This window comes from Streptomyces sp. NPDC050636, from assembly GCF_040654775.1.
In the GTDB taxonomy this organism is placed as follows: Bacteria; Actinomycetota; Actinomycetes; order Streptomycetales; family Streptomycetaceae; genus Streptomyces.
Map to the genome: position 1 here is coordinate 82,957 of NZ_JBFAIP010000007.1, position 21,585 is coordinate 104,541.

22 protein-coding genes, 1 tRNA gene and 1 pseudogene are annotated in these 21,585 nt (G+C 69.3%); 12 read left to right on the forward strand and 12 right to left on the reverse strand.

Annotated features, from left to right (window positions below; translation table 11 throughout):
* Positions 1–109 precede the first annotated feature (109 nt).
* From lysA to AB0I10_RS09840, 3 genes are all read right to left on the reverse strand, one after another.
* Positions 110–1,501, reverse strand: coding sequence for a diaminopimelate decarboxylase (gene lysA / locus AB0I10_RS09830; protein WP_363151844.1), 1,392 nt, complete (start codon positions 1,499–1,501; stop codon positions 110–112).
* Positions 1,502–1,526: 25 nt separating this feature from the next.
* Positions 1,527–2,630: an ArgS-related anticodon-binding protein NrtL gene (nrtL, locus tag AB0I10_RS09835; protein ID WP_363151845.1), complete on the reverse strand. Its 1,104-nt coding sequence runs from the start codon at positions 2,628–2,630 to the stop codon at positions 1,527–1,529.
* A gap of 72 nt (positions 2,631–2,702) precedes the next feature.
* Positions 2,703–3,188, reverse strand: coding sequence for a response regulator (locus tag AB0I10_RS09840; protein ID WP_363151957.1), 486 nt, complete (start codon positions 3,186–3,188; stop codon positions 2,703–2,705).
* Positions 3,189–3,411: 223 nt separating this feature from the next.
* Here AB0I10_RS09840 and AB0I10_RS09845 point away from each other — a divergent pair.
* Positions 3,412–3,483 (forward strand) — tRNA-Arg (locus AB0I10_RS09845).
* Between the two features lie 167 nt (positions 3,484–3,650).
* Here the strand turns inward: AB0I10_RS09845 and AB0I10_RS09850 are convergent.
* The 4 genes and pseudogenes from AB0I10_RS09850 to AB0I10_RS09865 all read right to left on the reverse strand — a co-directional run bounded on the left by AB0I10_RS09850 (position 3,651) and on the right by AB0I10_RS09865 (position 6,410).
* Positions 3,651–3,830 (reverse strand): hypothetical protein, encoded by a 180-nt coding sequence (locus AB0I10_RS09850; protein WP_363151973.1) that lies wholly within the window; start codon positions 3,828–3,830, stop codon positions 3,651–3,653.
* 242 nt (positions 3,831–4,072) lie between these two features.
* A pseudogene (locus tag AB0I10_RS09855) lies at positions 4,073–4,156 on the reverse strand (DNA-binding response regulator); the annotation flags it as partial.
* A 258-nt stretch (positions 4,157–4,414) separates the two neighbouring features.
* A complete protein-coding gene (locus AB0I10_RS09860) occupies positions 4,415–5,701 on the reverse strand; it encodes a cytochrome P450 (RefSeq protein WP_363151846.1) in 1,287 nt (428 codons plus the stop codon).
* A 340-nt stretch (positions 5,702–6,041) separates the two neighbouring features.
* The gene (locus AB0I10_RS09865) at positions 6,042–6,410 is read right to left on the reverse strand and encodes a nuclear transport factor 2 family protein (RefSeq protein WP_363151847.1); all 369 of its coding nucleotides are present in this window, start codon (positions 6,408–6,410) and stop codon (positions 6,042–6,044) included.
* Between the two features lie 333 nt (positions 6,411–6,743).
* Between AB0I10_RS09865 and AB0I10_RS09870 the strand changes: the two genes are divergently transcribed.
* The 6 genes from AB0I10_RS09870 (at position 6,744) to AB0I10_RS09895 (ending at position 11,575) form a co-directional block, all read left to right on the forward strand.
* Positions 6,744–6,899 carry a hypothetical protein gene (locus tag AB0I10_RS09870; RefSeq protein ID WP_363151848.1) on the forward strand — a complete coding sequence of 52 codons (156 nt, stop codon included), beginning with the start codon at positions 6,744–6,746 and terminating at the stop codon, positions 6,897–6,899.
* A complete protein-coding gene (locus AB0I10_RS09875) occupies positions 6,896–7,315 on the forward strand; it encodes a hypothetical protein (protein ID WP_363151849.1) in 420 nt (139 codons plus the stop codon). The genes AB0I10_RS09870 and AB0I10_RS09875 overlap by 4 nt, the downstream gene beginning before the upstream one ends.
* 281 nt (positions 7,316–7,596) lie before the next feature.
* On the forward strand, positions 7,597–7,950 hold the full coding sequence (locus AB0I10_RS09880) for an SH3 domain-containing protein (RefSeq protein ID WP_363151850.1): 354 nt from the start codon (positions 7,597–7,599) through the stop codon (positions 7,948–7,950).
* Between the two features lie 203 nt (positions 7,951–8,153).
* A complete protein-coding gene (locus AB0I10_RS09885; protein ID WP_363151851.1) occupies positions 8,154–9,575 on the forward strand; it encodes an FtsW/RodA/SpoVE family cell cycle protein in 1,422 nt (473 codons plus the stop codon).
* The gene (locus AB0I10_RS09890) at positions 9,572–11,026 is read left to right on the forward strand and encodes a penicillin-binding protein 2 (RefSeq protein WP_363151852.1); all 1,455 of its coding nucleotides are present in this window, start codon (positions 9,572–9,574) and stop codon (positions 11,024–11,026) included. Before AB0I10_RS09885 ends, AB0I10_RS09890 begins: the two co-directional genes overlap by 4 nt.
* 66 nt (positions 11,027–11,092) lie before the next feature.
* A complete protein-coding gene (locus AB0I10_RS09895; RefSeq protein WP_363151853.1) occupies positions 11,093–11,575 on the forward strand; it encodes an HD domain-containing protein in 483 nt (160 codons plus the stop codon).
* Positions 11,576–11,625: 50 nt separating this feature from the next.
* On the opposite strand, the gene AB0I10_RS09900 is transcribed toward AB0I10_RS09895, so the two are convergent.
* Both AB0I10_RS09900 and AB0I10_RS09905 read right to left on the reverse strand, forming a co-directional pair.
* Positions 11,626–12,528 (reverse strand): ADP-ribosylglycohydrolase family protein, encoded by a 903-nt coding sequence (locus AB0I10_RS09900; protein WP_363151855.1) that lies wholly within the window; start codon positions 12,526–12,528, stop codon positions 11,626–11,628.
* Between the two features lie 47 nt (positions 12,529–12,575).
* Positions 12,576–13,685, reverse strand: a complete 1,110-nt coding sequence (locus tag AB0I10_RS09905) for a ferritin-like domain-containing protein (RefSeq protein WP_363151856.1) — start codon at positions 13,683–13,685, stop codon at positions 12,576–12,578.
* 169 nt (positions 13,686–13,854) lie between these two features.
* Here AB0I10_RS09905 and AB0I10_RS09910 point away from each other — a divergent pair, with 169 nt between their 5' ends.
* From AB0I10_RS09910 to AB0I10_RS09930, 5 genes are all read left to right on the forward strand, one after another.
* A complete protein-coding gene (locus tag AB0I10_RS09910; protein WP_363151858.1) occupies positions 13,855–14,802 on the forward strand; it encodes a diiron oxygenase in 948 nt (315 codons plus the stop codon).
* Positions 14,803–14,893: 91 nt separating this feature from the next.
* The gene (locus AB0I10_RS09915) at positions 14,894–15,634 is read left to right on the forward strand and encodes a TetR/AcrR family transcriptional regulator (RefSeq protein WP_363151958.1); all 741 of its coding nucleotides are present in this window, start codon (positions 14,894–14,896) and stop codon (positions 15,632–15,634) included.
* Between the two features lie 84 nt (positions 15,635–15,718).
* Positions 15,719–15,997 carry a hypothetical protein gene (locus tag AB0I10_RS09920; RefSeq protein WP_363151859.1) on the forward strand — a complete coding sequence of 93 codons (279 nt, stop codon included), beginning with the start codon at positions 15,719–15,721 and terminating at the stop codon, positions 15,995–15,997.
* A 231-nt stretch (positions 15,998–16,228) separates the two neighbouring features.
* Entirely contained in the window at positions 16,229–17,587 is a 1,359-nt protein-coding gene (locus AB0I10_RS09925; RefSeq protein WP_363151860.1) for an RNA-guided endonuclease TnpB family protein, read from the forward strand.
* Positions 17,588–17,698: 111 nt separating this feature from the next.
* Positions 17,699–19,072, forward strand: coding sequence for an NlpC/P60 family protein (locus AB0I10_RS09930; protein WP_363151861.1), 1,374 nt, complete (start codon positions 17,699–17,701; stop codon positions 19,070–19,072).
* 66 nt (positions 19,073–19,138) lie between these two features.
* Here AB0I10_RS09930 and AB0I10_RS09935 read toward each other — a convergent pair whose 3' ends face one another.
* From AB0I10_RS09935 to AB0I10_RS09945, 3 genes are all read right to left on the reverse strand, one after another.
* Positions 19,139–20,392: a styrene monooxygenase/indole monooxygenase family protein gene (locus AB0I10_RS09935; protein ID WP_363151862.1), complete on the reverse strand. Its 1,254-nt coding sequence runs from the start codon at positions 20,390–20,392 to the stop codon at positions 19,139–19,141.
* Between the two features lie 58 nt (positions 20,393–20,450).
* The gene (locus AB0I10_RS09940) at positions 20,451–21,011 is read right to left on the reverse strand and encodes an ATP/GTP-binding protein (RefSeq protein ID WP_363151959.1); all 561 of its coding nucleotides are present in this window, start codon (positions 21,009–21,011) and stop codon (positions 20,451–20,453) included.
* A gap of 103 nt (positions 21,012–21,114) precedes the next feature.
* A complete protein-coding gene (locus AB0I10_RS09945) occupies positions 21,115–21,525 on the reverse strand; it encodes a DUF742 domain-containing protein (RefSeq protein ID WP_363151863.1) in 411 nt (136 codons plus the stop codon).
* Between the last annotated feature and the right edge of the window lie 60 nt (positions 21,526–21,585).

Consider the following 21,585-nt stretch of genomic DNA (forward strand, 5'->3'; position numbering starts at 1 on the left):
TTTCATGCCTGGTAATCCACCAGTCTCACGCACCGGACGGCACTTTCCGTTCGTCGTCCGGATACCGAGACATTTATTTCATCCGGGGGACCATCCCGTGGATCGGCCCCTACCCGACATCCAACCGCAGGAGATCTTCCTCCGTCTCCCGCCGGATGATCACCCTGGCCACACCGTCCCTGACCGCCACGACCGGCGGCCGCAGCGCATGGTTGTAGTTGCTCGCCATGGAGCGGCAGTACGCGCCGGTGGCCGGCACCGCGAGCAGGTCCCCCGGCGCCACATCGGCGGGCAGGAAGGCATCGCGTACGACGATGTCCCCGCTCTCGCAGTGCTTGCCGACCACCCGCGACAGCATCGGCTCAGCATCCGAGGTCCGCGAAACGAGTGCCACGCTGTACTCCGCGTCGTACAGCGCCGTCCGGATGTTGTCCGACATCCCGCCGTCCACGGACACATACGTCCGCAGCCCCTCAAGCTCCTTCACGGTGCCGACCTCGTACAGCGTGAACGCGGTCGGCCCGACGATCGCCCGCCCCGGCTCGACGGAGAGGCGGGGGACGGCGAGACCGGCGGACGCGCACTCCTTGCTCACGATCTCGGACAGCGCCTTGGCGATCTCCTGCGGCTCCCGCGGATCGTCCTCCGAGGTGTACGCGATGCCGAGCCCACCGCCCAGATCGATCTCCGGCAGCTCGACGCCGTGCTCGTCCCGTACTTCGGTCAGCAGCTGCACCACGCGCCGGGCGGATACCTCGAATCCCGCCATGTCGAAAATCTGCGACCCGATATGCGAATGAATCCCGACGAGCTCCAGCCCGTCCAGCTTCAGCGCCCGCCGTACCGCTTCCGCGGCCTGCCCGCCGGCCAGCGCGATCCCGAACTTCTGGTCCTCGTGCGCGGTCGCGATGAACTCGTGCGTATGCGCCTCGACGCCGACCGTGACACGGATCTGCACCCGCTGCCGCTTGCCCAGCCGCTCCGCGATGTGCGCGACCCGCACGATCTCCTGGAACGAATCCAGCACGATGCGGCCCACCCCCGCTTCCACGGCGCGGGTGATCTCCTCCGTGCTCTTGTTGTTCCCGTGCAGCGCGATCCGCTCGGCGGGCATCCCCGCCGCGAGCGCCGTGGCCAGCTCTCCGCCGGAACAAACGTCGAGATTCAGCCCCTCTTCGTTCAGCCACCGCACTATGGCCCGGGACAGAAACGCCTTACCGGCGTAGAAGACATCGGCATCCGGCCCGAAGGCGTCCTTCCAGGCACGGCAGCGCGCCCGGAAGTCGTCCTCGTCCAGGAAGTACGCGGGCGTACCAAACTCCTCGGCGAGGGCGCCGACGTCGAGCCCGCCGACCGTCACCGCACCATCGGCATTGCGGCGGACGGTGCGGGACCAGACGAGCGGGTCGAGGGTGTTGAGATCGGCGGGCGGCCCGGCGTAGTGGCCCTCGGGAAGCACATCGGCGTGCCGGGGCCCTGCGGGGTGCGCGGAACGGCTCATAGCGGTGAAGATCCCATCAAATCGTTCAGAGGTGTTCGGGAGCGGAGATGCCGAGCAGGCGCAGGCCGTTGGCGAGCACCGTCCCGGTGGCCTCGGCGAGGGCCAGCCTGGCGCGGTGAACGGCCAAGGGTTTCCGCTCCCCGACAGGCAGCGGCGGACACACGTCCTGCCAACGGAAGAACGCGTCCGCCGTCGCCTCCAGATGCCGCACCATCCGGTCCGGCGCCCGGTAGCGGGCCGCGGCTTCGACGGTACGGGGATAGGTCGCAAGGAGCGTGTGGAGGGACTGCTGAGGCGCTTCCGGGAGGTGGGCGGAATCAGTGGTTCCGTCAGCGGACTCGGCGGCGGTTTCGAGTACGTCTCCCGGCTCGCTCTCGAACCCCAGCTCACGGGCATTGCGCGACAGGGCGCGGGTCCTGGCGTACGCGTACTGCACCCGGAACCGCGGATTGCTCTCCCGCTGCACCGGCCGCTCGGGCAGCCGCACCGGATCATGCGCCGCGGGCCGCAGCAACGCCCAGCGCGCTTCATCGGCCCCCAGCCGCGCGACGAGCCCGGCGAGCTCGCCATCGCCCGCGGAACGGGCGCCCGCTGCACCCTTGCGCGTCGGCCGGCCCATCCCCGCGGCCGGCAGCAACCGCCCCAGCGCATTGGCCACCACAAGCGCCCGCGCACCGTGGAGCGCCGGCGAAAGGAGATCCCCGTTGACGAGGTCACCGGCAGGGGGCTCACCCGCAGGGAGATCGCCGACAACCAGCTCATCGGCAGCCAACTCACCGCCACCGCCCCCGCTCCCGTACGCGGGGCCCTGTGCGAGCACATCCCGTACGAGCGCGGCCCGTGCACCGTCCCCCAGCGTGAAATTCAGGAACCCCGGTCCGGCGATCTCCACCCGGGCGATCCCGGCGCTCCCGGCCAGCCGCCTGCGCAGAATCTCGGCGACCTCCAGGGCCGGCCGCCCCGCCTGCTTGGCAAGCCGCAGCGCGACATTGGAGGCATAGTCCCCACACCCGGCCCGCGGCGGCGGCTGCACCACGATCCGCTCCGGCACCGACACGGAGAGCTCCCGCTCCGCAACGGCACCGCGCACGGAGCGCAGGACGGTACGGGAGAGCTCAGCGGGGGTCACGGGACAAGCGTATGGGAGAAGGGGGGCGAACACGCGACCCAGTTTCGCGTTGTGGACACCGCGCGCGCAGACTCAGGCGCCGGGCCGCCCGGCGTGCTCCGAATCCCCGCCGGCCTCCACCAGCCCGATCCCACCGGACGCGGCGCCACGCTCCGCCGCACTCTCCTCGTCCGCCCCGCCGTCAGGCCCGCGCTCCCGCTGCCGCCCCTCGCGCACCAGCATCCCCACGGTCCGCACCAGCTCGGTCGGCTCGAACGGCTTCGCCAGGAAGGCATCGACACCCACCGACTCACCGTTGTGCACATCGCCCTGAGTGCATGCGCTGACGATGGCGATGGGGATGTCCCAGGTCCGGGGATCGGAACGCAGCCGCGCCGCGGTGTGCAGACCGTTGAGCCGCGGCATCACGACATCGAGGGTCACGACATCAGGTCTTACGTGGTGCACGACATCCAGACACTCGGCACCATCAGCCGCGGTCACGACCTCGAAGCCCTCCAGCTCGAGATTGACCCTGATCAACTGCCGGATCACCTTGTTGTCATCCACAACAAGGATCCGACCGGACAAGCCAGGCACACCATGAGACTAGGGGCCCACCTGCGGCTGCGTCCCAGTTTTGCCCACTTCCGCCCCCGTGCGAGGGACCTTTCCCCGACCGCCGCCGACACGCCCCCGCGATGCGCTAGTGCCCCTCCTCCGCACCCCCGAAAAACCCTGTTCATGGACACCCCGTCAGAGCTGGTAGGGTTCTACCCGTCGCCGCACAACACGGCGAAACGCCCCCGTAGCTCAGGGGATAGAGCAACGGCCTCCGGAGCCGTGTGCGCAGGTTCGAATCCTGCCGGGGGCACCCTTTATGAGGTGCCACGAGACCCCGCCATCAGCAGAAGTGCTGAGTGCGGGGTCTTCGCGTATGGCCAGAGATCTCGGCCGAGGCCCTGAGCTTTTGCCGGATTGGCCACTACGCAATGACGAACGAGGTTCGTTTCCCGCCCACTGCTGCGAGATCAAGAATTGTCATTGCGCGGGGTGGGTTTTCGGGGCCGAGGCGGCGATCAGGCCGATCTTCTGGCCGTCCCGTGTCACGGCGATGCCTCTTGGTACCTCGACCAGGGATGCGGTGACAGCCGCAGCCGTGAGGGCGAGGACGGACGGCCGCTTTGGCTTCGGAATGGCCGAGTTGAGGGCAATGGGCATGGGGTCCTCCGGAGTTGTGGCTCTTGCGTTCTCAAGAGGATCCGGGCTCTGGAGTCGCTGCACATCTGCCGTTGGGTAGATATCCGGGCACTGGTTGGCCAGGGTGGGGTGGGTAGTGCGCAGGTGAGGTGACCTGCCATCCCTCCAGCGCGCGCAGCCCCGCCTCCTCGATACGTTGGAGGGCGACTCCGCACCACCAGCAGCGGCAGCGGGTTCGGCAGGGCGACTGCCGTGCGCGGGAATTCTGCTAGCAGCGCCGGCCCGGACCGTTTGAGCAGGAACCCGGAAGCACCGAACCGCAGCACGGGATAGACGTATTCGTCGAGTCGAATGTCGTCACGATGCGCCATAGTCCCCGACGGACCATCTCCTGGTCGTCGGCAATCAATAAGCGAATGGTCACGGGCCGACATTCTGTCGTACGGGGCGTGTGGCGGGGGCAGTTGTGCGCGGCCCGGCCGGATTTTGCGCGGCCCGGCCGGTACCGAGCCATAAAGCAGAGACCGGGCACTCGGCCATCAAGCCAGGTGCCCGGTCGGGGATCGGTGCGAAAGGAGCGGTCAGGGGGCGATACGCAGAAGCGGTCAGCCGTCGAGCCGGACCGGCAGGGATTCGATTCCGTAGACGATCGACAGTTTTCGGAATTCCAGCTCCTCCGGTTCGGCGGCCAGGCGCATGTTGGGGAACCGGCGTACCAGCGCGGGATAGGCGGCGCGGAGTTCCATCCGGGCCAGTTCCGCACCGACGCAGCGGTGGATTCCGTAACCGAACGCGAGGTGCGAAGGGACATTGCGCGAGGGGTCGAACTGCTCCATGTCCGGGCCCAGTTTGCCGTCCCGGTCCGCGCCGCTCAGTGAGCACAGCACCACATCTCCGGAGGCGATGTGCACGCCGCCGATCTCCAGGTCCTCGCGCGCGAAGCGCGGGAACGCCACCTGTACGACGGTGAGGTAGCGCAGCAGCTCCTCGACATAGCGGTCGACGACGTCATCGCCGTCGTGCATGGCCGCGAAGTGTTTCGGGTCCTGGAGGAGGACGAGGGTGCCGAGCGCCAGCATGCTGGCCGTGGTCTCGAAGCCGCCGGTCAGTACGCCGTCGGCGAGCCCCGCCAGTTCCTCGTCGCTGACCGAGTCGCCGTGTTCCTTCACGATCATGCCGAGCAGACCGTCACCCGGATCCTGGCGCTGCTTCTTGACGATGTCCCGGAAATAGGAGAGGGATTCGGATATGGCGCCGAAGGAGGCGTTTGCACCGCTGAACAGGTCGAAACGGGCGGCGCTGAGGCGTTCGAAGTCGGCACGGTCTTCGTAAGGGACGCCGAGGAGTTCGCAAATGACGAGGGAGGGGATGGGGAGCGCGAAGGAATGGACGATGTCGACCGGGTCGCCGTTTTTGCCGGCGGCCTCCATGGCGTCCAGGCGTTCCTCGACGATCTCATGGATGCGGGGGGTGAGTCGGCCGAGCCGGCGCATGGTGAATTCGGGGGTGAGGAGGCGGCGCAGGCGGGTGTGCACGGGCGGGTCGGCGAATCCGAGGCCGCCGGGATTCTGGTCCACTCCGGCGCCGGCCTTGCCGACCAGGTTGGTGAAGTCGGAGCTGAAGGCATTGGCCTTTCCGAGCACCGCCTTGACCTCGTCGTAGCCGGTGACCAGCCAGACGTTGGCGGCTATCGGCACCGGAAGCCGGGTGATGGGCTCCTTCTCCCGGACGGCTGCCAGATCGTCCACAGGATCGAGTCCATCGCGCCGCAATGGCATCAGGACAGACTCGGGCAAGAAAGACATTCGAGACAAGTCGAAGCCTTTCTTCTGTGTTCTCGCCAGATACATACGGCCGGCCCAGGCGATGATCCGGGAACGGAGAGTCGTCATGACGCTAATACTGCCTTTCGTCGAGGGGGACGGTCCCCCGCGCTCGGCGGCCCGAAGGAGCCGAGTCAGTCCAGGACCTCCACTCGGCGTGCACGGATGTGTCGTACGCCATAAGCCCCTCGCTCGCGGCGGTCATGGCTCAGGTCCATGCCGTCGACCGGTGTGTCCGGCCGTCCGCATCAGCGTGACGAGCTCGGCCTTCTTCTTTTTGTTCGGAACGAGTTTACAAACTGCCATTGGCCTCGTTCACGGAACAACCCTGGACCGCCCCTGAACCATCCCTGAACCGCCCCTGCCCCATCCCCGGTAAGTCCCCTACGTCTCCCCTCAAGGACGCGAGCTACCCCTCCCGTACCTCCATGCGTGCCACCTTGCCGTCCCGGAAGGTGTAGACGTGCTGGACGGTCCCCTCCGCCCAGTGGTCGCCGTCGGCGGCCCGCGCCCCCTGCCGCACCCGTACAGCGACCCGGCCGTCCGGCTCCGCCGTCATCCCCTCCATCCGCACGAGTGGATGCACTACGGCGAACTGCCCCCGCCAATAGGCCAGCACCGCCTCGATGCCGTGCACCCGCTTGCCTTCGAGCACATTCGGCCAGTCCACGTCCGGATGGAAGACGGCACGGGTGAAGTCGTCGACATCCTGAGTGTTGAAAATCTCGTACATACGGCGCAGCAGGTCCGCCTGGGCGGCGGGAATCTCGGTCGTCATGCCGGGCATGCAACCGCATGCCCGGAAGCCCGCCCGTCAATTCCTTCCAGGGCGAACGGCGTAAGACGAAGGAGAGGGGGGTGAGAGAAGAGAGGCGAGGAGAGGGAGGAGAGGGAGGAGACGTTGGAATCGCCGCGAAATTCGATCACCCCCGGCCTCCCGCGCGCAGACTCTCCGCATGACTGCCTTAGGCGCTGTTGGTCTCATCCGTGGCCTGTATGTCGCCCGATGGTGTGCGCGGATGGGTGTGCGGATCACCGCGCTGTGCGATACCGACCCGGCGCGGCTGACCGAAGCGGCGCGCGAATTCCCCGGCGCCCGCACCACCGACCGGTGGCGGGATCTGCCTCGTACTCCTTCGCCGAGAACTATGTGACGCATGCTCATGTACGTGCCATCCAGGGCCTCGTGCGGGACGGCGCGATCGGCACGCCCCAGCTGATCGAGTCCGACTACCTGCACGGTGTGCCCCCGAGGAGATCGCCGTGATGGTCGCCGACCTGGCACTGGCTCTCGGTGCGCGGCCCACGGGGCCTGGCCGAGTCGGTGCGGGCTGCCGGAGGGCGCTCCCGGCATGTGCGGCTGCGGCGCGGGACGCCTGGGCCACGGCGGAGGGGCGGAGTGCGTACGAGGAGGAGTTGACTCCGCCGGCGCTGCGGCTGAGCGGGGGCGGAGGTGCGCCAGGCGGCCCGCGCGTCTTCGATGTGCCCCACCACGACGAGGGCACCGCCCTTGTCGCCGACGCCTTCCGCGCCTGTATGGAGGAGGGTGCCGCGCCCCGCGTCCCGGTGCGGCAGGCCGTCGCGGCCTCGCTCGTGGGGACCTCCGCGGCGGTTTCGCCGGCGGAGGGCGGGCGTGCGGTCGCCGTCCCGGATGTGCGGTCCTGGAATGTCCCGGCGTCATGATTCCCGCCGGCGTGCGGACTTGCCGGCCTGAGGATTCCCCGACCTGAGCCTTTTTACGAAGGGTGATGAGTTGCGGACCCTTCGAGGTCTCTCTAGCGTGAGGCAAGCGAGGCGGGCAAACCGCAATAAAGCGACATAAAGTCGCGCTCGCAGCCGGGCAGCCGGGTAAGGGCGCAGCTATCACGCCCTGCGAGGCAGCTCCCACCCCGTCCGTCACCCGACTCCCGGCACCCCACTCGACTCACCCCACAGGGGATCTCCCCTTCGCAGGAGGAAGCCAGATGTTTCCGAAGTCGAATTCCGGCAAGCTCGCGCTCTTTGTCCTCTCGGGCGCACTGGCCACTGCCGTCGCGGCCGGCCCGGCCCTGGCGGTGGATAGCGGCGACGACCACCGCATGAAGATCTACAAGGGCAAGGTGGTCGCCAAGAACGGCCTGCTGAAGCGCACCGGGCCGAGCACCAAGTACAAGGTGGTCGGCAGCAATCCGTACAACAAGGTCGTCAAGATCAAGTGCAAGGTGAACGGCGAGAGCATCCAGGGCAACCCGCGCTGGTACAAGCTCAAGGACGGCTCGTACGCCTGGTCGTCGGCGCGCTACATCGTGAACATCGGTATGGCTCCCCGCTGGTGCTGATGTGAGCACCGGCGGTTGATTATCCGCGTCTCCGCGCTCGTACGCCTCGCAGGCCTCGCGCCGCCCGGGGCGTACGGCGCGGTCTGCAGGCCCCCTGGCCCCGGGGTGCCCCCGGCCCGAAACTCCGGCCGCGCCCGAGCACCCCCCGAACGCCGTTTCCGGCATAACGGAAATATGTCCCGCCGCTTGCTACGTTGCCAGGCATGACGGCAACGGCAACGGCGGCCCCCGCGCGCCCGGCGGACACTCCCCCGCCGCTGCCGTCATGCCCCCAGCGGCGCGGCATCGAACTGACCCTCCTCGTAGCCGCCGTCCTCATCAGCGTCTGCGGCTATCTCGCTGTCGGCCTGGCCAAGACGCATGCCGTCCCGGGCGGCGCGGCCGGCTACGGTGCCGGGCTCGGCGGCCTGGCGCTGCTGGCCCATCTCGCCGTCCGCTTCCGCGCCCCGTACGCCGATCCGCTGCTGCTCCCCATCGCCGTCCTGCTCAACGGGCTCGGCCTGGTGCTGATCTTCCGGCTCGATCTGGAGACCCCCGGCGATCTGGCCGCGCCCATCCAGCTGATCTGGTCCACCGTCGGCGTCGCGCTCTTCACCGCGGTCGTCGTGCTGCTGCGCGACCACCGGATGCTCCAGCGGTACGCCTATGTCTGTGCGGCGCTCGCGCTGCTCCTGATGGTCGCCCCGATTCTCTTCCCGGCCATCAACGGCGCCAAGATCTGGATCCGGATCGCGGGATTCTCCATTCAGCCCGGCGAGTTCGCCAAGGTCCTGATCACCGTCTTCTTCGCGGCCTATCTCGCCGCCAACCGCGGCGCGCTGACGCACACCGGCCGCACGGTGGGCGGACTGCGGCTCCCCACCGGCCGGCTGCTCGGCCCGATCGTCGCGATCTGGCTGATCAGCGTCGCCGTCCTGGTCCTGGAACGCGATCTGGGCACCTCGCTGCTCTTCTTCGGGGTCTTCGTCGTGCTGCTGTACGTGGCCACCGGGCGGACCGGCTGGCTGGCGGTCGGACTGCTCCTCGCGGGTGCCGGCGCGGCCGCCGTCGGCACACTGGAGCCGCATGTGCACAGCCGGGTCGAGGACTGGCTGCACCCGTTCGCGGGCATCGCGGCGGGTGAGGGCCCCGGCCAGCTCGCCCAGTCGCTGTTCGCCTTCGCCACCGGCGGGATGCTGGGCACCGGGCTCGGCCAGGGCCACTCGTATCTCATCGGGTTCGCCATGAAGTCCGACTTCATCCTGGCGACCTTCGGCGAGGAACTGGGGCTGGTCGGCCTGACCGCTCTCTTTCTGCTCTACGCACTGCTGGTGGCCCGCGGCTATCGCGCCGCCCTCGGCCTGCGCGACCCGTTCGGCAGCCTGCTCGCCGTCGGCCTGGCCACCCTGCCCGCCATCCAGGTCTTCGTCATCGCGGGCGGGGTGATGGGACTGATCCCGCTGACGGGCATGGCGATGCCGTTCCTCGCTCAGGGCGGGTCGTCCGTCGTCACCAACTGGATCATCATCGCGCTGCTGCTGCGCCTCAGCGACCGGGCACGCGCACCACGGCCGGAGGTGAGCGATACGCCCGTCCGCGCCCCTGCCGACCGGGTGGAAACCGTGCCCCCGGAGACCGGCCGGTGATCCGCTGTATCCGGCAGACCGCCGCCTTCTCCCTCCTGCTGCTTGTCGCGCTGCTGGTCAACGCCGTGCGGGTGCAGCTCTTCGAGGCGGACGCATACACCGGGAATCCGGCCAACCGGCGTACCGTGATGGAGCGTTACGGGCAGCCGCGCGGCGCCGTCCTCGTCGCGGGCAGGCCGGTCACCGGCTCCCGGGACAGCGGCGGCCGGCTGCGCTACGAGCGGACGTACACCAACGGACGCCTGTACGCGCCGGTCACCGGCTACTCCTCGCAGCTCTACGGCACCTCCCTGATCGAGCGCGCCGAGGACGGCATCCTCTCCGGCACCGACGAACGGCTCACCGCCTTCCCCTGGTGGAACGACCTGACGCGCACCCACCAGCCGGGCGGCCGCGTCGTCACCACCATCCGGCCCCTGATGCAGCGCGCCGCGTTCGACGGGCTGGGCAGGAGGAAGGGCGCGGTGGCCGCGATCGAGCCGCGGACCGGCCGGATCCTGGCGCTGGCCAGCACCCCGTCGTACGACCCGGGCGAGCTGTCCGGCAACAGTGCTTCGGTCGGCGCGGCCTGGCGGCGGCTGAACGGCGCCGCGGACCGGCCGATGCTCAACCGGGCCCTCCGGCAGACCTATCCGCCCGGCTCCGCCTTCAAGGTCGTCACCGCGGCGGCCGCGCTGGACAACGGCAGGGTCACCGATATCGACGCCCCTACGGACGCCCCCGATCCGTACCCCCTGCCCGGCACCGGCAGCCGGCTCGGCAACGCGGCGGCCGGCTGCGCGCACGCCACCCTCAAGGACGCCTTCCGGGTCTCCTGCAACACCGTCTTCGCGCGGCTGGGCGCCGACATCGGACTGCGCGGCATGGTCGAGGCCGCGCAGAAATTCGGCTTCAACGACCGCCGGCTGCGCATCCCCTCCGCCGTCGCCCCCAGCAACTTCGACACCCGGATGAACCCGGCCCAGGTCGCGCTGTCGGCCATCGGCCAGTACGACACCACCGCCACCCCGCTCCAGATGGCGATGGTCGCGGCGGCGGTCGCCAACGACGGTGCGCTGACCCCGCCGCGGCTCGTCGAGGAGGTGACCGACGCGGACGGGACCGCCGTCTTCACCAGCCGTCACCGCCGCGCGCGCCAGGCGATGGGCCCGGCCACCGCCCAGCGGCTCCAGGAAATGATGGTCGACGTGGTGGAGCGCGGCAGCGGACGGCAGGCCGCCATCGAGGGCGTCACCGTCGGCGGCAAGACCGGCACCGCCCAGCACGGGGTGCACAACGAGGGCACCCCGTATGCCTGGTTCATCTCCTGGGCGCGGGCCAAGGACCGTATGCAGCCGGCGGTAGCACTGGCCGTGGTCGTCGAGGACGCCGCCGCCGACCGGGCGGATATCAGCGGCGGCGGCAGCGCGGCGCCGATCGCCCGCGCGGTCATGCTGGCCGCGCTGCGCTGAGGGCGCCCTGCCGCCGGATCGCGGGGTGGCCGGCCGGTCTCTCTCCCCCGCGCGCACAATGTCCGTATGACTTACACGCCCCCGTGCCCGCCCCCGCCGCTGTCCCTGGCCGAAGTGGAGGCGCTGGCCCGGCGCGCGCACTCGGGGCAGACCGACAAGGCCGGCCGCCCGTATGCCGAGCATCTGGCCGCGGTGGCGGCGGGGGTACGCGAACGCGGCGGCAGCGACGAGCAGATCGCCGCGGCGTGGCTGCACGACGCCGTGGAGGACGACGCGCTCAGCCGCGATTGGCTGGCCGGCGCGGCGCTCACCGACGCGACCAAGGACATGGTTCTGGCCGTCACCAAGCGCGCGGGCGAACCGGTCGAGGAGTACACCGCACGCATCCTGGCCACGCCCGGCGCGCTGCTGATCAAGGAGTCCGATCTCGCGCACAACGCCGATCCGGCCCGGCTGGCCGTCCTGGACGCGGCGACGCGGGAACGGCTGACCGCCAAGTATGCAAAGGTGCGGGGGCTGTTGGGGCTGGCGTCAACTACGCAGCGCTAAAGCGCCGGGGCGGTGGCCGGCCAGGTCGGGGTAGCGTCAGTGCCTTCCGATCACAGCTCCGCGCACCACCCCGGCAGCGCCTCCCGCCGCTCCCACCACTCCTCCGGCAGCGCCGCTGTTCCCGTACGTGCCGCCACCACCCCGCCCGTGATGGCGCAGGTGGTATCCACATCCCCCAGGCCCGCCGCGGTCGTCCAGAGGGCGGACGGCAGGTCGTCGGGGTGTCGAGCGGCGCTCCACAGGGCGAACGGGACGGTGTCGTCGGCCCGAATACGACTGCCGCTGCCGAGCGCTGCGGATGCGGCGACGGGATCGGTTCCGGGCGGCAGCTCGGCGGCGCGCAACAGGCCCTGCCGTACCGGCCCGTCTGGTGTGCGGGCGGCGACGGCTTCCAGTGCCGGCGGTTCGCCGCGTGCCGAGAGGGCCGCCGCGACGGCCACCGCGATCGCGCCCGCGATGCCTTCGGGATGGGCGTGGGTGACCTGGGCGGAGAGCGCCGCCTGCTCGACGACGCGGTCGAGGTCGTCGTGGAACCAGGCGCCGAGTGGTGCCACCCTCATGGCGGCGCCGTTGCCGAGGCTGCCCTCGCCGCCGAAGAGCGCGGCCGCCAGCTCCGCCCAGTCGTCGGGGGACGCGGCGACGCGGGGCAGCAGGGCGTGCATGCCCGAGCCGTAGCAGCGGCCCGGATCCGCCTTGTAGCAGTCCGCGAACTCCTTTGCCAGAGTGGGCTGTTCGACCTCACCGTGCGTCTTCAGTACGGTGAGCAGGGCCAGCGCCATGGCCGTATCGTCGGTCCAGTGCCACCGAGGGTCGGGCGGGGTGCGGCGTGCCGCGATCAGCGCCCGGGACTCGTCCATGGGACGGACCAGCCGGAAGAAGCGTTCCCCGAAGGCGTCGCCGAACGCCAGCCCTTCGATACTTCCGCGCACCGCTGCGCGCCGTCGATAGTCCATGGCCGGGATCCTGCCACGCGGGAGCGGGCGGCTGCCTTCGATATCCCTCAGCCCTCCGCGGCCCCCTCCGCAATGGCCGCCGCGACCTCGGCCGTCCGGTCCTCCTCCTCGGCCGCGAAGCGTTCCGCGTCCAGCTTCTCGGCCAGCTCCTCGTCCTGGGCCATCAGCAGATCCAGGTTGGAGTCGCCCATCTCGAAGACGCCCATGTCGACATACGCGCGCTGCAGCCGCTCGCCCCACAGGCCGATGTCCTTCACACACGGCACGATCCGGCTGAACAGCAGCTTGCGGAAGAGATGCAGGAATTCGGAGCGCTCCGTGAACTCGGCGGCCTCCTGATGGGGGATGCCGAAGTTCTCCAGGACCTCCAGGCCGCGCAGCCGGTCGCGCATCAAGTAGCAGCCCTCGATGACGAAGTCCTCGCGCTCGCGCAGTTCGGCGTCGGTGAGCTGCTTGTAGTAGTCGCGCAGCGCCATCCGGCCGAAGGCGACGTGACGGGCCTCGTCCTGCATGACGTACGCGAGGATCTGCTTGGGCAGCGGCTTGGTGGTGGTGTCGCGGATCATGCCGAACGCGGCCAGCGCGAGGCCTTCTATCAGCACCTGCATGCCCAGGTACGGCATGTCCCAGCGGGAGTCCTTCAGGGTGTCGCCGAGCAGCGCCTGGAGGTTGTCGTTCACCGGGTAGAGCATCCCGATCTTGTCCTGGAGGAAGCGGCTGTAGATCTCGGCGTGCCGGGCCTCGTCCATGGTCTGGGTGGCGGAGTAGAACTTCGCGTCGAGATCCGGGACGGATTCCACGATCCGCGCGGCGCACACCATGGCGCCCTGCTCACCGTGCAGGAACTGGCTGAACTGCCAGGAGGTGTAGTGCTGGCGCAGATCGCCGCGGTCCTTCTCCGTCATCTTGTCCCAGTACTTCGTGCCATACAGGGACATCGACTCATCGGGAGTGCCGAGCGGGTCCTTGGGGTCGACCTCCAGGTCCCAGTCGATGCGCAGGGTGGCGTCCCACTGCTTGTCCTTGCCCTTCTGGTAGAGCGCGAGCAGCCGGTCCCGCCCATCGTCGTATTCCCAGCTGAAACGGGCCGCGCCGGAGGCGGGCACCTGCCACAGGGAGTCGCCTGGGTCCTGAACGTACAGATCTCGGGTCGACACGGACGCCTCCTTGGATCGCCAAACGCCTTGCCCCGGATGGTGGTTGGCAGGCTCACACGTTTCTTACTGAAGGGTCAATAACTCGCGCAGAAGGGATTGACGCCCTTGCTGACACGCAGTCTCATAAGATGCGACCGCGGGTAACCCCACTAGCGAGGTAGCCACAGCCATGACGAGCGCGCCCACCGCAATGACCGTGACGGATACCGAAGTCCTGCGGGACGCCCTCGGGCTGCTCAAGGACCGGGAACAGGTCGCCGAGCGACTGCTCGACTCCTCCGCCAAGCACTCCTTCGACCCCGACACCGAACTCGACTGGGACGCGCCCCTCGAAGAGGGCAAGTGGTTCTGGCCGCCGGAGCTGATCTCGCTCTACGACACCCCGCTGTGGAAGCGGATGTCGCTGGAGCAGCAGCAGGACCTCTCCCGACACGAGGCCGCCTCCCTCGCCTCGCTGGGCATCTGGTTCGAGATCATCCTGATGCAGCTCCTGGTGCGCCATATCTACGACAAGCCGGTGACCAGCGCACATGTCCGTTACGCGCTCACCGAGATAGCCGATGAGTGCCGGCACTCCAAGATGTTCGCGCGCATGATCCACAAGGGCGGCGCGCCGGCGTACCCGGTCTCCCGCCTCAACCACAATCTCGCCCGGATCCTCAAGACGGTCTCCACCACCCCGGGTTCGTTCGCCTGCACGCTGCTCGGCGAGGAGATCCTGGACTGGATGCAGCGGCTGACCTTCCCGGACGAGCGGGTGCAGACCATCGTGCGCGGCGTGACGCGTATCCACGTCGTCGAGGAGGCCCGGCACGTCCGGTACGCGCGCGAGGAACTGCGCCGCCAGATGGTCACCGCACCGCGCTGGGAGCAGGAATTGACCCGCATCAGCTCCGGCGAGGCGGCCCGGGTCTTCTCCATCGCCTTCGTCAACCCGGAGGTGTACACCAACGTCGGCCTGGACAGGCGCGAGGCCGTCGCCCAGGTGAAGGCCAGCGGCCACCGCCGCGAGATCATGCAGTCCGGCGCCCAGCGGCTGACCGACTTCCTCGACGAGATCGGTGTACTGCGCGGCGTGGGCCGCAGGTTGTGGAAGAGCTCCGGCCTGCTGGCCTGAACCCGCGCCGACGACCGCGTACTCGCAGGTATCGGCCATGCCGTACGAGCACATGTACGACACGGATTCCGGGGCGGTTACGCTGCTGTTCATGAACGGCAGCGGCACCGCCCCAGCAGTACCCCGACCCGCCTATCGCAGGATGGGCGTCGAGCAGCGCCGCACCCAACTGCTCGCCGCCGCCCTGGACCTGTTCGCGCAGCGCGCGCCCGAGGATGTCTCGCTGGACGATGTCGCGACCGCCGCCGAGGTGTCGCGCCCGCTCGTCTACCGCTACTTCCCGGGCGGCAAACAGCAGTTGTACGAGGCGGCGCTGCGCAGCGCCGCCGACAGCCTCGAAGGCTGCTTCGCGGAGCCGGAGACCGGCCCGCTCACCCAGCGGCTGTCCCGCGCCCTGGACCGATATCTGGCGTTCGTCGACGAGCACGACGCGGGGTTCAGCGCGCTGCTCCAGGGCGGCAGCGTCGTGGAGACCTCCCGTACGTCCGCGATCGTGGACGAGGTGCGGCGCACCGCCGCCGACCAGATCCTGCGGCATCTGGGCGAGCCGGAGCCGGGCGTACGGCTGCGGATGACCGTCCGCATGTGGATCACCGCCGTCGAGGGCGCCTCGCTGATCTGGCTCGACGAGGACAAGCAGCCCGCGCTGGACGAACTGCGCGACTGGCTGGTCGACCACTTCATCGCGCTGCTGACCGCGACCGCGGCCCGGGACCCGCAGACCGCGCGGGTGACCCGGGCGGCGCTGGACCTGGAGACCTCCGACGGCCCCGTAGGCAATCTGGCGCGCCGTATCCTGCCCATCGTCAGTGACGCCGCGCACCTGCTGTGACCTGCGGCTCCGCCACCCCGGCCGGAGGTCGCCGGACGGCGGCCCGCGGCCCCGCCGGACGCCTCCAGGTGTGACACTTGGGGAGTGAGAAGCGAGAACACCCCCTTCGTCGGCGGACCCCTGGACGGCCGGGTGCTGCCCGTGCTGGTCGGCGCTACCGGCCAGCCGCCGAAGACGTACGAGATCCCGGTGCCGAACGACGACGGGCGGCCGCCGACGCTGCATGTCTACCGGCGGGTCCCGGCGCGGGTGGGTCGCCTGGGGCTGCCGAGCGGGTGGAAGTACGAGTATGCCCCGGAAGGGAAGACGTCGCAGGGGAAGTCGCCGTCCGGCCCCAAGTGGCCCTGGAAGAAGTCCGGTTGAGCGCCGCCCGGGTCGACCTCCCGCCACCCACCCAGTCTGGTCCGGACCATTGACAGCAGTGGTCTAGTCCTGTTTGCTGCCTGGCCAGGGAGCCGCCCCGCGCCTCCCTGGCCGGCCCCGACCCGCAGGGGCGGCCCCCTCTCCCCTCTCGACCCGCGCACCCTGTGGGGTTTGTTCACGATTCGATCGTTCTACACTCAGTAATGGACTGATTGCAGTACGTTGATTGCCGTGAAGCTCAGGTACAACTTCCGCTTGTACCCGGGCCCAGATCAGTGCAGGGAGCTGGCACGGGCATTCGGGTGCGCCCGCGTCGTGTTCAACGACGCGTTACGTATCGGCCGTGACGCATACGCTCAGGGCCATGCGCGGCCCAAGGCCGCCGAACTGTCGACGAGGGTCATCACCGAAGCCAAGCGGACCCCGGAACGGGCATGGCTCCGCGACGTATCCGCCGTGGTTCTCCAACAGTCCCTTCGGGATCTGGAAGCCGCCTACAGCAACTTCTTCGCCTCGAAGAACGGCACCCGCAAGGGCCCGAGGGTGAGCCCGCCTCGCATGAAGAAGAAGGCTGCCCGCCAGGCCGTCCGGTTCACCGCCAACGCCCGCTGGTCAATCACCCCCAGCGGAAAGCTGCACCTGCCAAAGATCGGCGACATCCCCGTCCGCTGGTCCCGCGAGCTACCCTCCGCCCCCTCGTCGGTGACGGTTATCAAGGACCCGGCCGGAAGGTATTTCGCGTCGTTTGTGGTGGAAGCCCAAGACAAGCCCCTGCCTGAGCTAGACGTGGAGGAGACGGACACCGGGATCGACCTGGGCTTGTCCTCCTATGCCGTGTTGCGCGGCCAAAAGATCACCTCACCGAAGTTCTTCCGACGCCAAGAGAAGAAGCTGCGCCGCGCCCAGCGGGTGTTCAGCCGCAAGAAGAAGGGATCAAACAACCGACGTAAAGCCAGACTTGTCGTTGCCAGGATCCATGCCCGCATCGCTGACCAGCGACGCGACTTCATCGAACAGCACACCACCACCATCACGCGCGAGAGCCAAGGCGTGTACGTGGAGGATCTGAACATGAAGGGCATGGCTGCCCGGCGCGGACGGTTAGGCAAGAGCGTCCACGATCAGTCCCTCGGCAAGTTCACCCGCACCTTGGAAGCTAAGTGCGCCCGGCACGGGCGCACTTTTGTCAAGGTCTCCCGCTGGTACCCGTCCACTCAGGAGTGCTCGGCCTGCCACGAGCTCACCGGGCCCAAAGGACGGGACCAGCTCCACGTCCGGAGGTGGACGTGCACCGGATGCGGAGTCGCCCACGACCGGGACACCAACGCCGAGGTCAACATACGCGCCGCTGGACGGAAACGTGCCGCTGAGATGCGGCACGAGGCGGAGCGTCAAAATGCCTGTGGAGAGCGCGTCAGACCCCGCAAGTCGGGGCAGCGCTCGTCGAAGCAGGAACCCACCCGAAGCCCCGCGGTTCACCACAGCGAGGCAGGCGGGATCACCCACTCTCACATGGGTGAGGACGTCAAAACGGCTGGGAGTTCCAGAAGGCCTTCGACACCTACTTCGACGGCTGATCGAGTGATCTGAATGTCATGAAGCCCACCCATTAGCCGGAAATGTATGACTGCCGTGGCAGCATCCGAATCATCCGACCATCCGATCCCTACGGATGGTGTCCCGGGAGTCGGAGGTGGGTTCGTGTCCGGACGGTTGCTGAAGTCGGTCTGCGCGCTGGCGCTCGTCGGAGCCGTGACGGTCACACTGTCCGCGTCACCGGTCCTGGCCGAGGCGGGGCCCGAACCACCGCCTACGGGATCGTCGGACGGCGGGACATCGGGCACCGGGTCACCGGAGACCGGGACCCCGGAGACCGGCTCGTCGGACACGGGTGAGGGCGAGCTGGCGCATGTCACCGAGGGCGTCGACGGCGGGCCGGAGACCGGCAACCCCACCGGCACAAGCGCCACGGACAGGACGGACACCACCCCTCTCTCCCCCTCGGAGCGCACACCCAGCGCCCTGCTCAGGCAACTCCAGACCCTCTACCGCAAGACCGAGGAGTCGACGGAGGCGTACAACGCGACGCAGGAGGACCTCGAAGCGGCGCGGCAGAAGTCCGCGAAGCTCAACACCCAGCTCGTGGCGGCCCGTAAGGAGCTGGCCGAAGGGCGGGCCGACGCGGGGCGGCTGGCCCGGCAGCAGTACCAGGGCAGCACGCGCGCGGCCGGGCTCTCGTCGTATCTGCGCATCCTGATGGCGAAGAACCCCCAACAGGCAATGGATCAGGGTCACTTGCTCCAGGAGGCCGCCACCGAGCAGGCAGCGACCGTCGCCCGGCTGACCGCCGCCGAGAAGAAGGCCGACACGCTGGCCAAGGAGGCCCGAGCCGCGCTCGACAAGCAGCAACAGCTGACCGACCAGCGCCAGCAGCAGCGGGATGCTGTGCAGACGAAGCTCAAGGACGTCGAAAAGCTGCTCGCCTCGCTCACCGAGGAGCAGCTCACGCAGCTGAGCCGGCTGGAGGCGCAGGGCGTCGACAGCGCACAGCGCGCCGCCGTGTCGGCGGGCAAGGTCGGCGGGAAGAACAAGAAGGGCGAGGAGAGCGCTCCGTCATCGGTCGGCGAGCGGGCGCTCGCGTACGCCCTCAAACAGGTCGGCAAGCCGTACGGCTGGGGCGCGTCCGGTCCGAATGCCTTCGACTGCTCGGGGTTGACCTCACAGGCCTGGGCGCGCGCGGGACGGAAGATCCCGCGCACCAGCCAGGGGCAGTGGAAGAACCTGCCACGTGTCCGGCTGAACGAGCTGCGCCCCAGCGACCTGGTGATCTACTACCCCGGCGCGACGCATGTGGCGATGTACATCGGCGACGGCAAGGTCGTCCAGGCGCCCCGGCCGGGCAAGCGCGTGCAGATCACGCCGGTCGCGGCGAACCCGCTGCTGGGCGCGGTACGCCCGGACCCGGGGCTGACGAAACCGGAGCCCGACACACCGCAGCCGGACAAACCGGGCCCGGTCAGAGAGATGGAGGACTGGACGCTGGAGGACTGGGAGCTGGAAGCCCTGCTGCCGTGACGCCCCCCGCCCCGGCCCCGGACACCGCGCGCATCGGACGCGACCACCGGGGCCGGGAGCGGGGCCTCAGCCGGTGACCGAGGCGAGATAGGCGTTCGCCTTGTCCGGGTCGTAGAAGAAGTTCTCGAAGTCGGACGGGTCGTCGAAGGCGTTGGCGAAGCGGTCCGCGATGCTCTGGACCTGACCGCCCGCGCCGATGATGTTCAGGACGTGCTCGGGCGGCGGCGCCAGCATCGCGTTGGTCCACTTGGTGACGTGCTGGGCGGTGGTCCAGTAGCGGTCGAAGGTGGCCTGCATCCAGTCCCCGTCGAACGGCCGGTCGCCGCGCTCGACGATGGCCGCGAGGTAGGCGGCGGCGCACTTGGACGCGGAGTTGGAGCCCTGGCCGGTGATCGGGTCGTTGGCGACGACGACGTCCGCGACACCGAGGACCAGGCCGCCGGACGGCAGCCGACCGATGGGCTTGCGCACGGTCGGGGCGTAGCGGCCGGCGAGCGTGCCGTTGTCGTCGGTCAGCTCGACCTTGGTGGCACGGGCGTACTCCCAGGGCAGGAACTTCTCCATCAGCTCAAGGGTCCTGGTGAGGTGCTCGCCCGGGTCCTTGGTGCCCTGGAAGACGTCCACCGGGCCGCCGGGCACGCCCTCCCAGAAGAGGATGTCGGCGCGGCCGGAGGTGGTGAGGGTCGGCATGACGAACAGCTCGCCGACGCCGGGGACGAGGTTGCAGCGCACCGCGTCGAACTCGGGGTGCTCGGGGCGCGGGCCCAGGCCGTGGACGTAGGCGACGGCGAGCGAGCGCTGCGGGGCGTCGTACGGCGAACGGGCGGCGTCCCGGCCGAACATGGACACCAGCTCGCCCTTGCCGGCCGAGACCAGCGTCAGGTCGTAACGGCCGGCGAAGAAGTCCAGGTCGGAGACGGCGGCGCCGTGGATGACGAGCTGGCCGCCGCGCTGCGCGAAGGTCTCCATCCAGCCGGCCATCTTCACCCGCTGGTCGACGGACTGGGCGTAGCCGTCCAGCTTTGCGACCCAGTCGACGGCGCGCGCCGAGCCGCCGGGCTCCGCATGGCTGCCGGGTGCGGCGACCGAGACGCCGAGGCCCTCGATGCGCGGGGCCTGGCTCTCCCAGAAGTTGATCTGGAGGTCGCGCTCGTGCTGGAGGGCGGTGTCGAACATGCACTGCGTCGACATGACCCGGCCGGAGCGGATCTCGTCGGCGGTGCGGTGGGACATGAGGGTGACCTCGTAGCCCTGGGACTGGAGACCGAGGGCGAGCTGAAGGCCGGACTGGCCGGCACCGACGATCAGGATCTTCCGCATGGCGGCGCTCTTCTCTGCTCACTGCTGTTGTTCGGGGGGGTGGGGGCTGAGGTGCGCTCTACTCGGGCGCGGCGTCCAGGGCGTGCGCGACCAGCGTCAGCAGCGCTTCGGTCACCGTGATCCGCTTGCGCGCGTCCATGATCACCACGGGTACGTGCGCCGGCACGGTCAGCGCGTCACGGACGTCGTCCACGGCGTACGAATCGGTCCCCTCGAAGTGGTTGACCGCGACGACGTACGGCAGTCCGCAGCTCTCGAAGTAGTCCAGCGCCGGGAAGCAGTCCTCCAGCCGCCGGGTGTCGGCCATCACGATCGCGCCGATCGCGCCGCGCACCAGGTCGTCCCACATGAACCAGAAGCGCTGCTGTCCGGGCGTGCCGAACAGATAGAGCACCAGGTCCTGGTCGAGGGTGATCCGGCCGAAGTCCAGCGCGACCGTGGTCGTGGTCTTCTCCGGGGTGGCGGACAGATCGTCGGTGCCCTCGCTGGCCTGCGTCATCACCGCCTCGGTCTGCAACGGGGTGATCTCCGAGACCGCCCCGACGAACGTGGTCTTGCCGACGCCGAAGCCGCCCGCCACCACGATCTTGGTGGCGATCGGCGCCCGCGTACGGTCCATCTGCCAGCTCTGCAGGCCCGCGTCGGTGGCCCCATCGGACACAGCCACGGCGTCGGCCCGTCCCACGGAGTCGGCGGTCAGCGTCGCCCCGGCCGCTGTCGTGTCAGAGCCTGTGAAGTCCACTCAGCACCCTTTCCAGCAGTGCGCGGTCGGGCCGGCCGATGCCGTGCCCGGTGCCGTACACGCGAATCCTTCCCTGGTCGGCGAGGTCGCTGAGCAGCACCCGGACCACTCCCAGTGGCATTTTGAGCAGTGCCGAGATCTCGGCGACCGAGCGCATCCGGCGGCACAGATCGACGATCGCGCGCATCTCCGGCATCACCCGGGCGACCCAGCGGCCATCCGTCGGGGCCGGCTCACGCCGCTCCTCGGGGCCGTCCAGCGCTGCCACGAACGACTCGACGAGCAGCACATGGCCGAATCGCGTGCGGCCACCGGTGAGCGAGTACGGCCGGACGCGTGCGGGTCTCTTCTCGCCGCCGCCGCGTTTGGGGAGTTTGGGGGCAGCACTCATGCCGAAACCTCGCTCCGCTCGGCCTCGCACTCGCTCGGCACGCACCTCTCAATGGTTCGC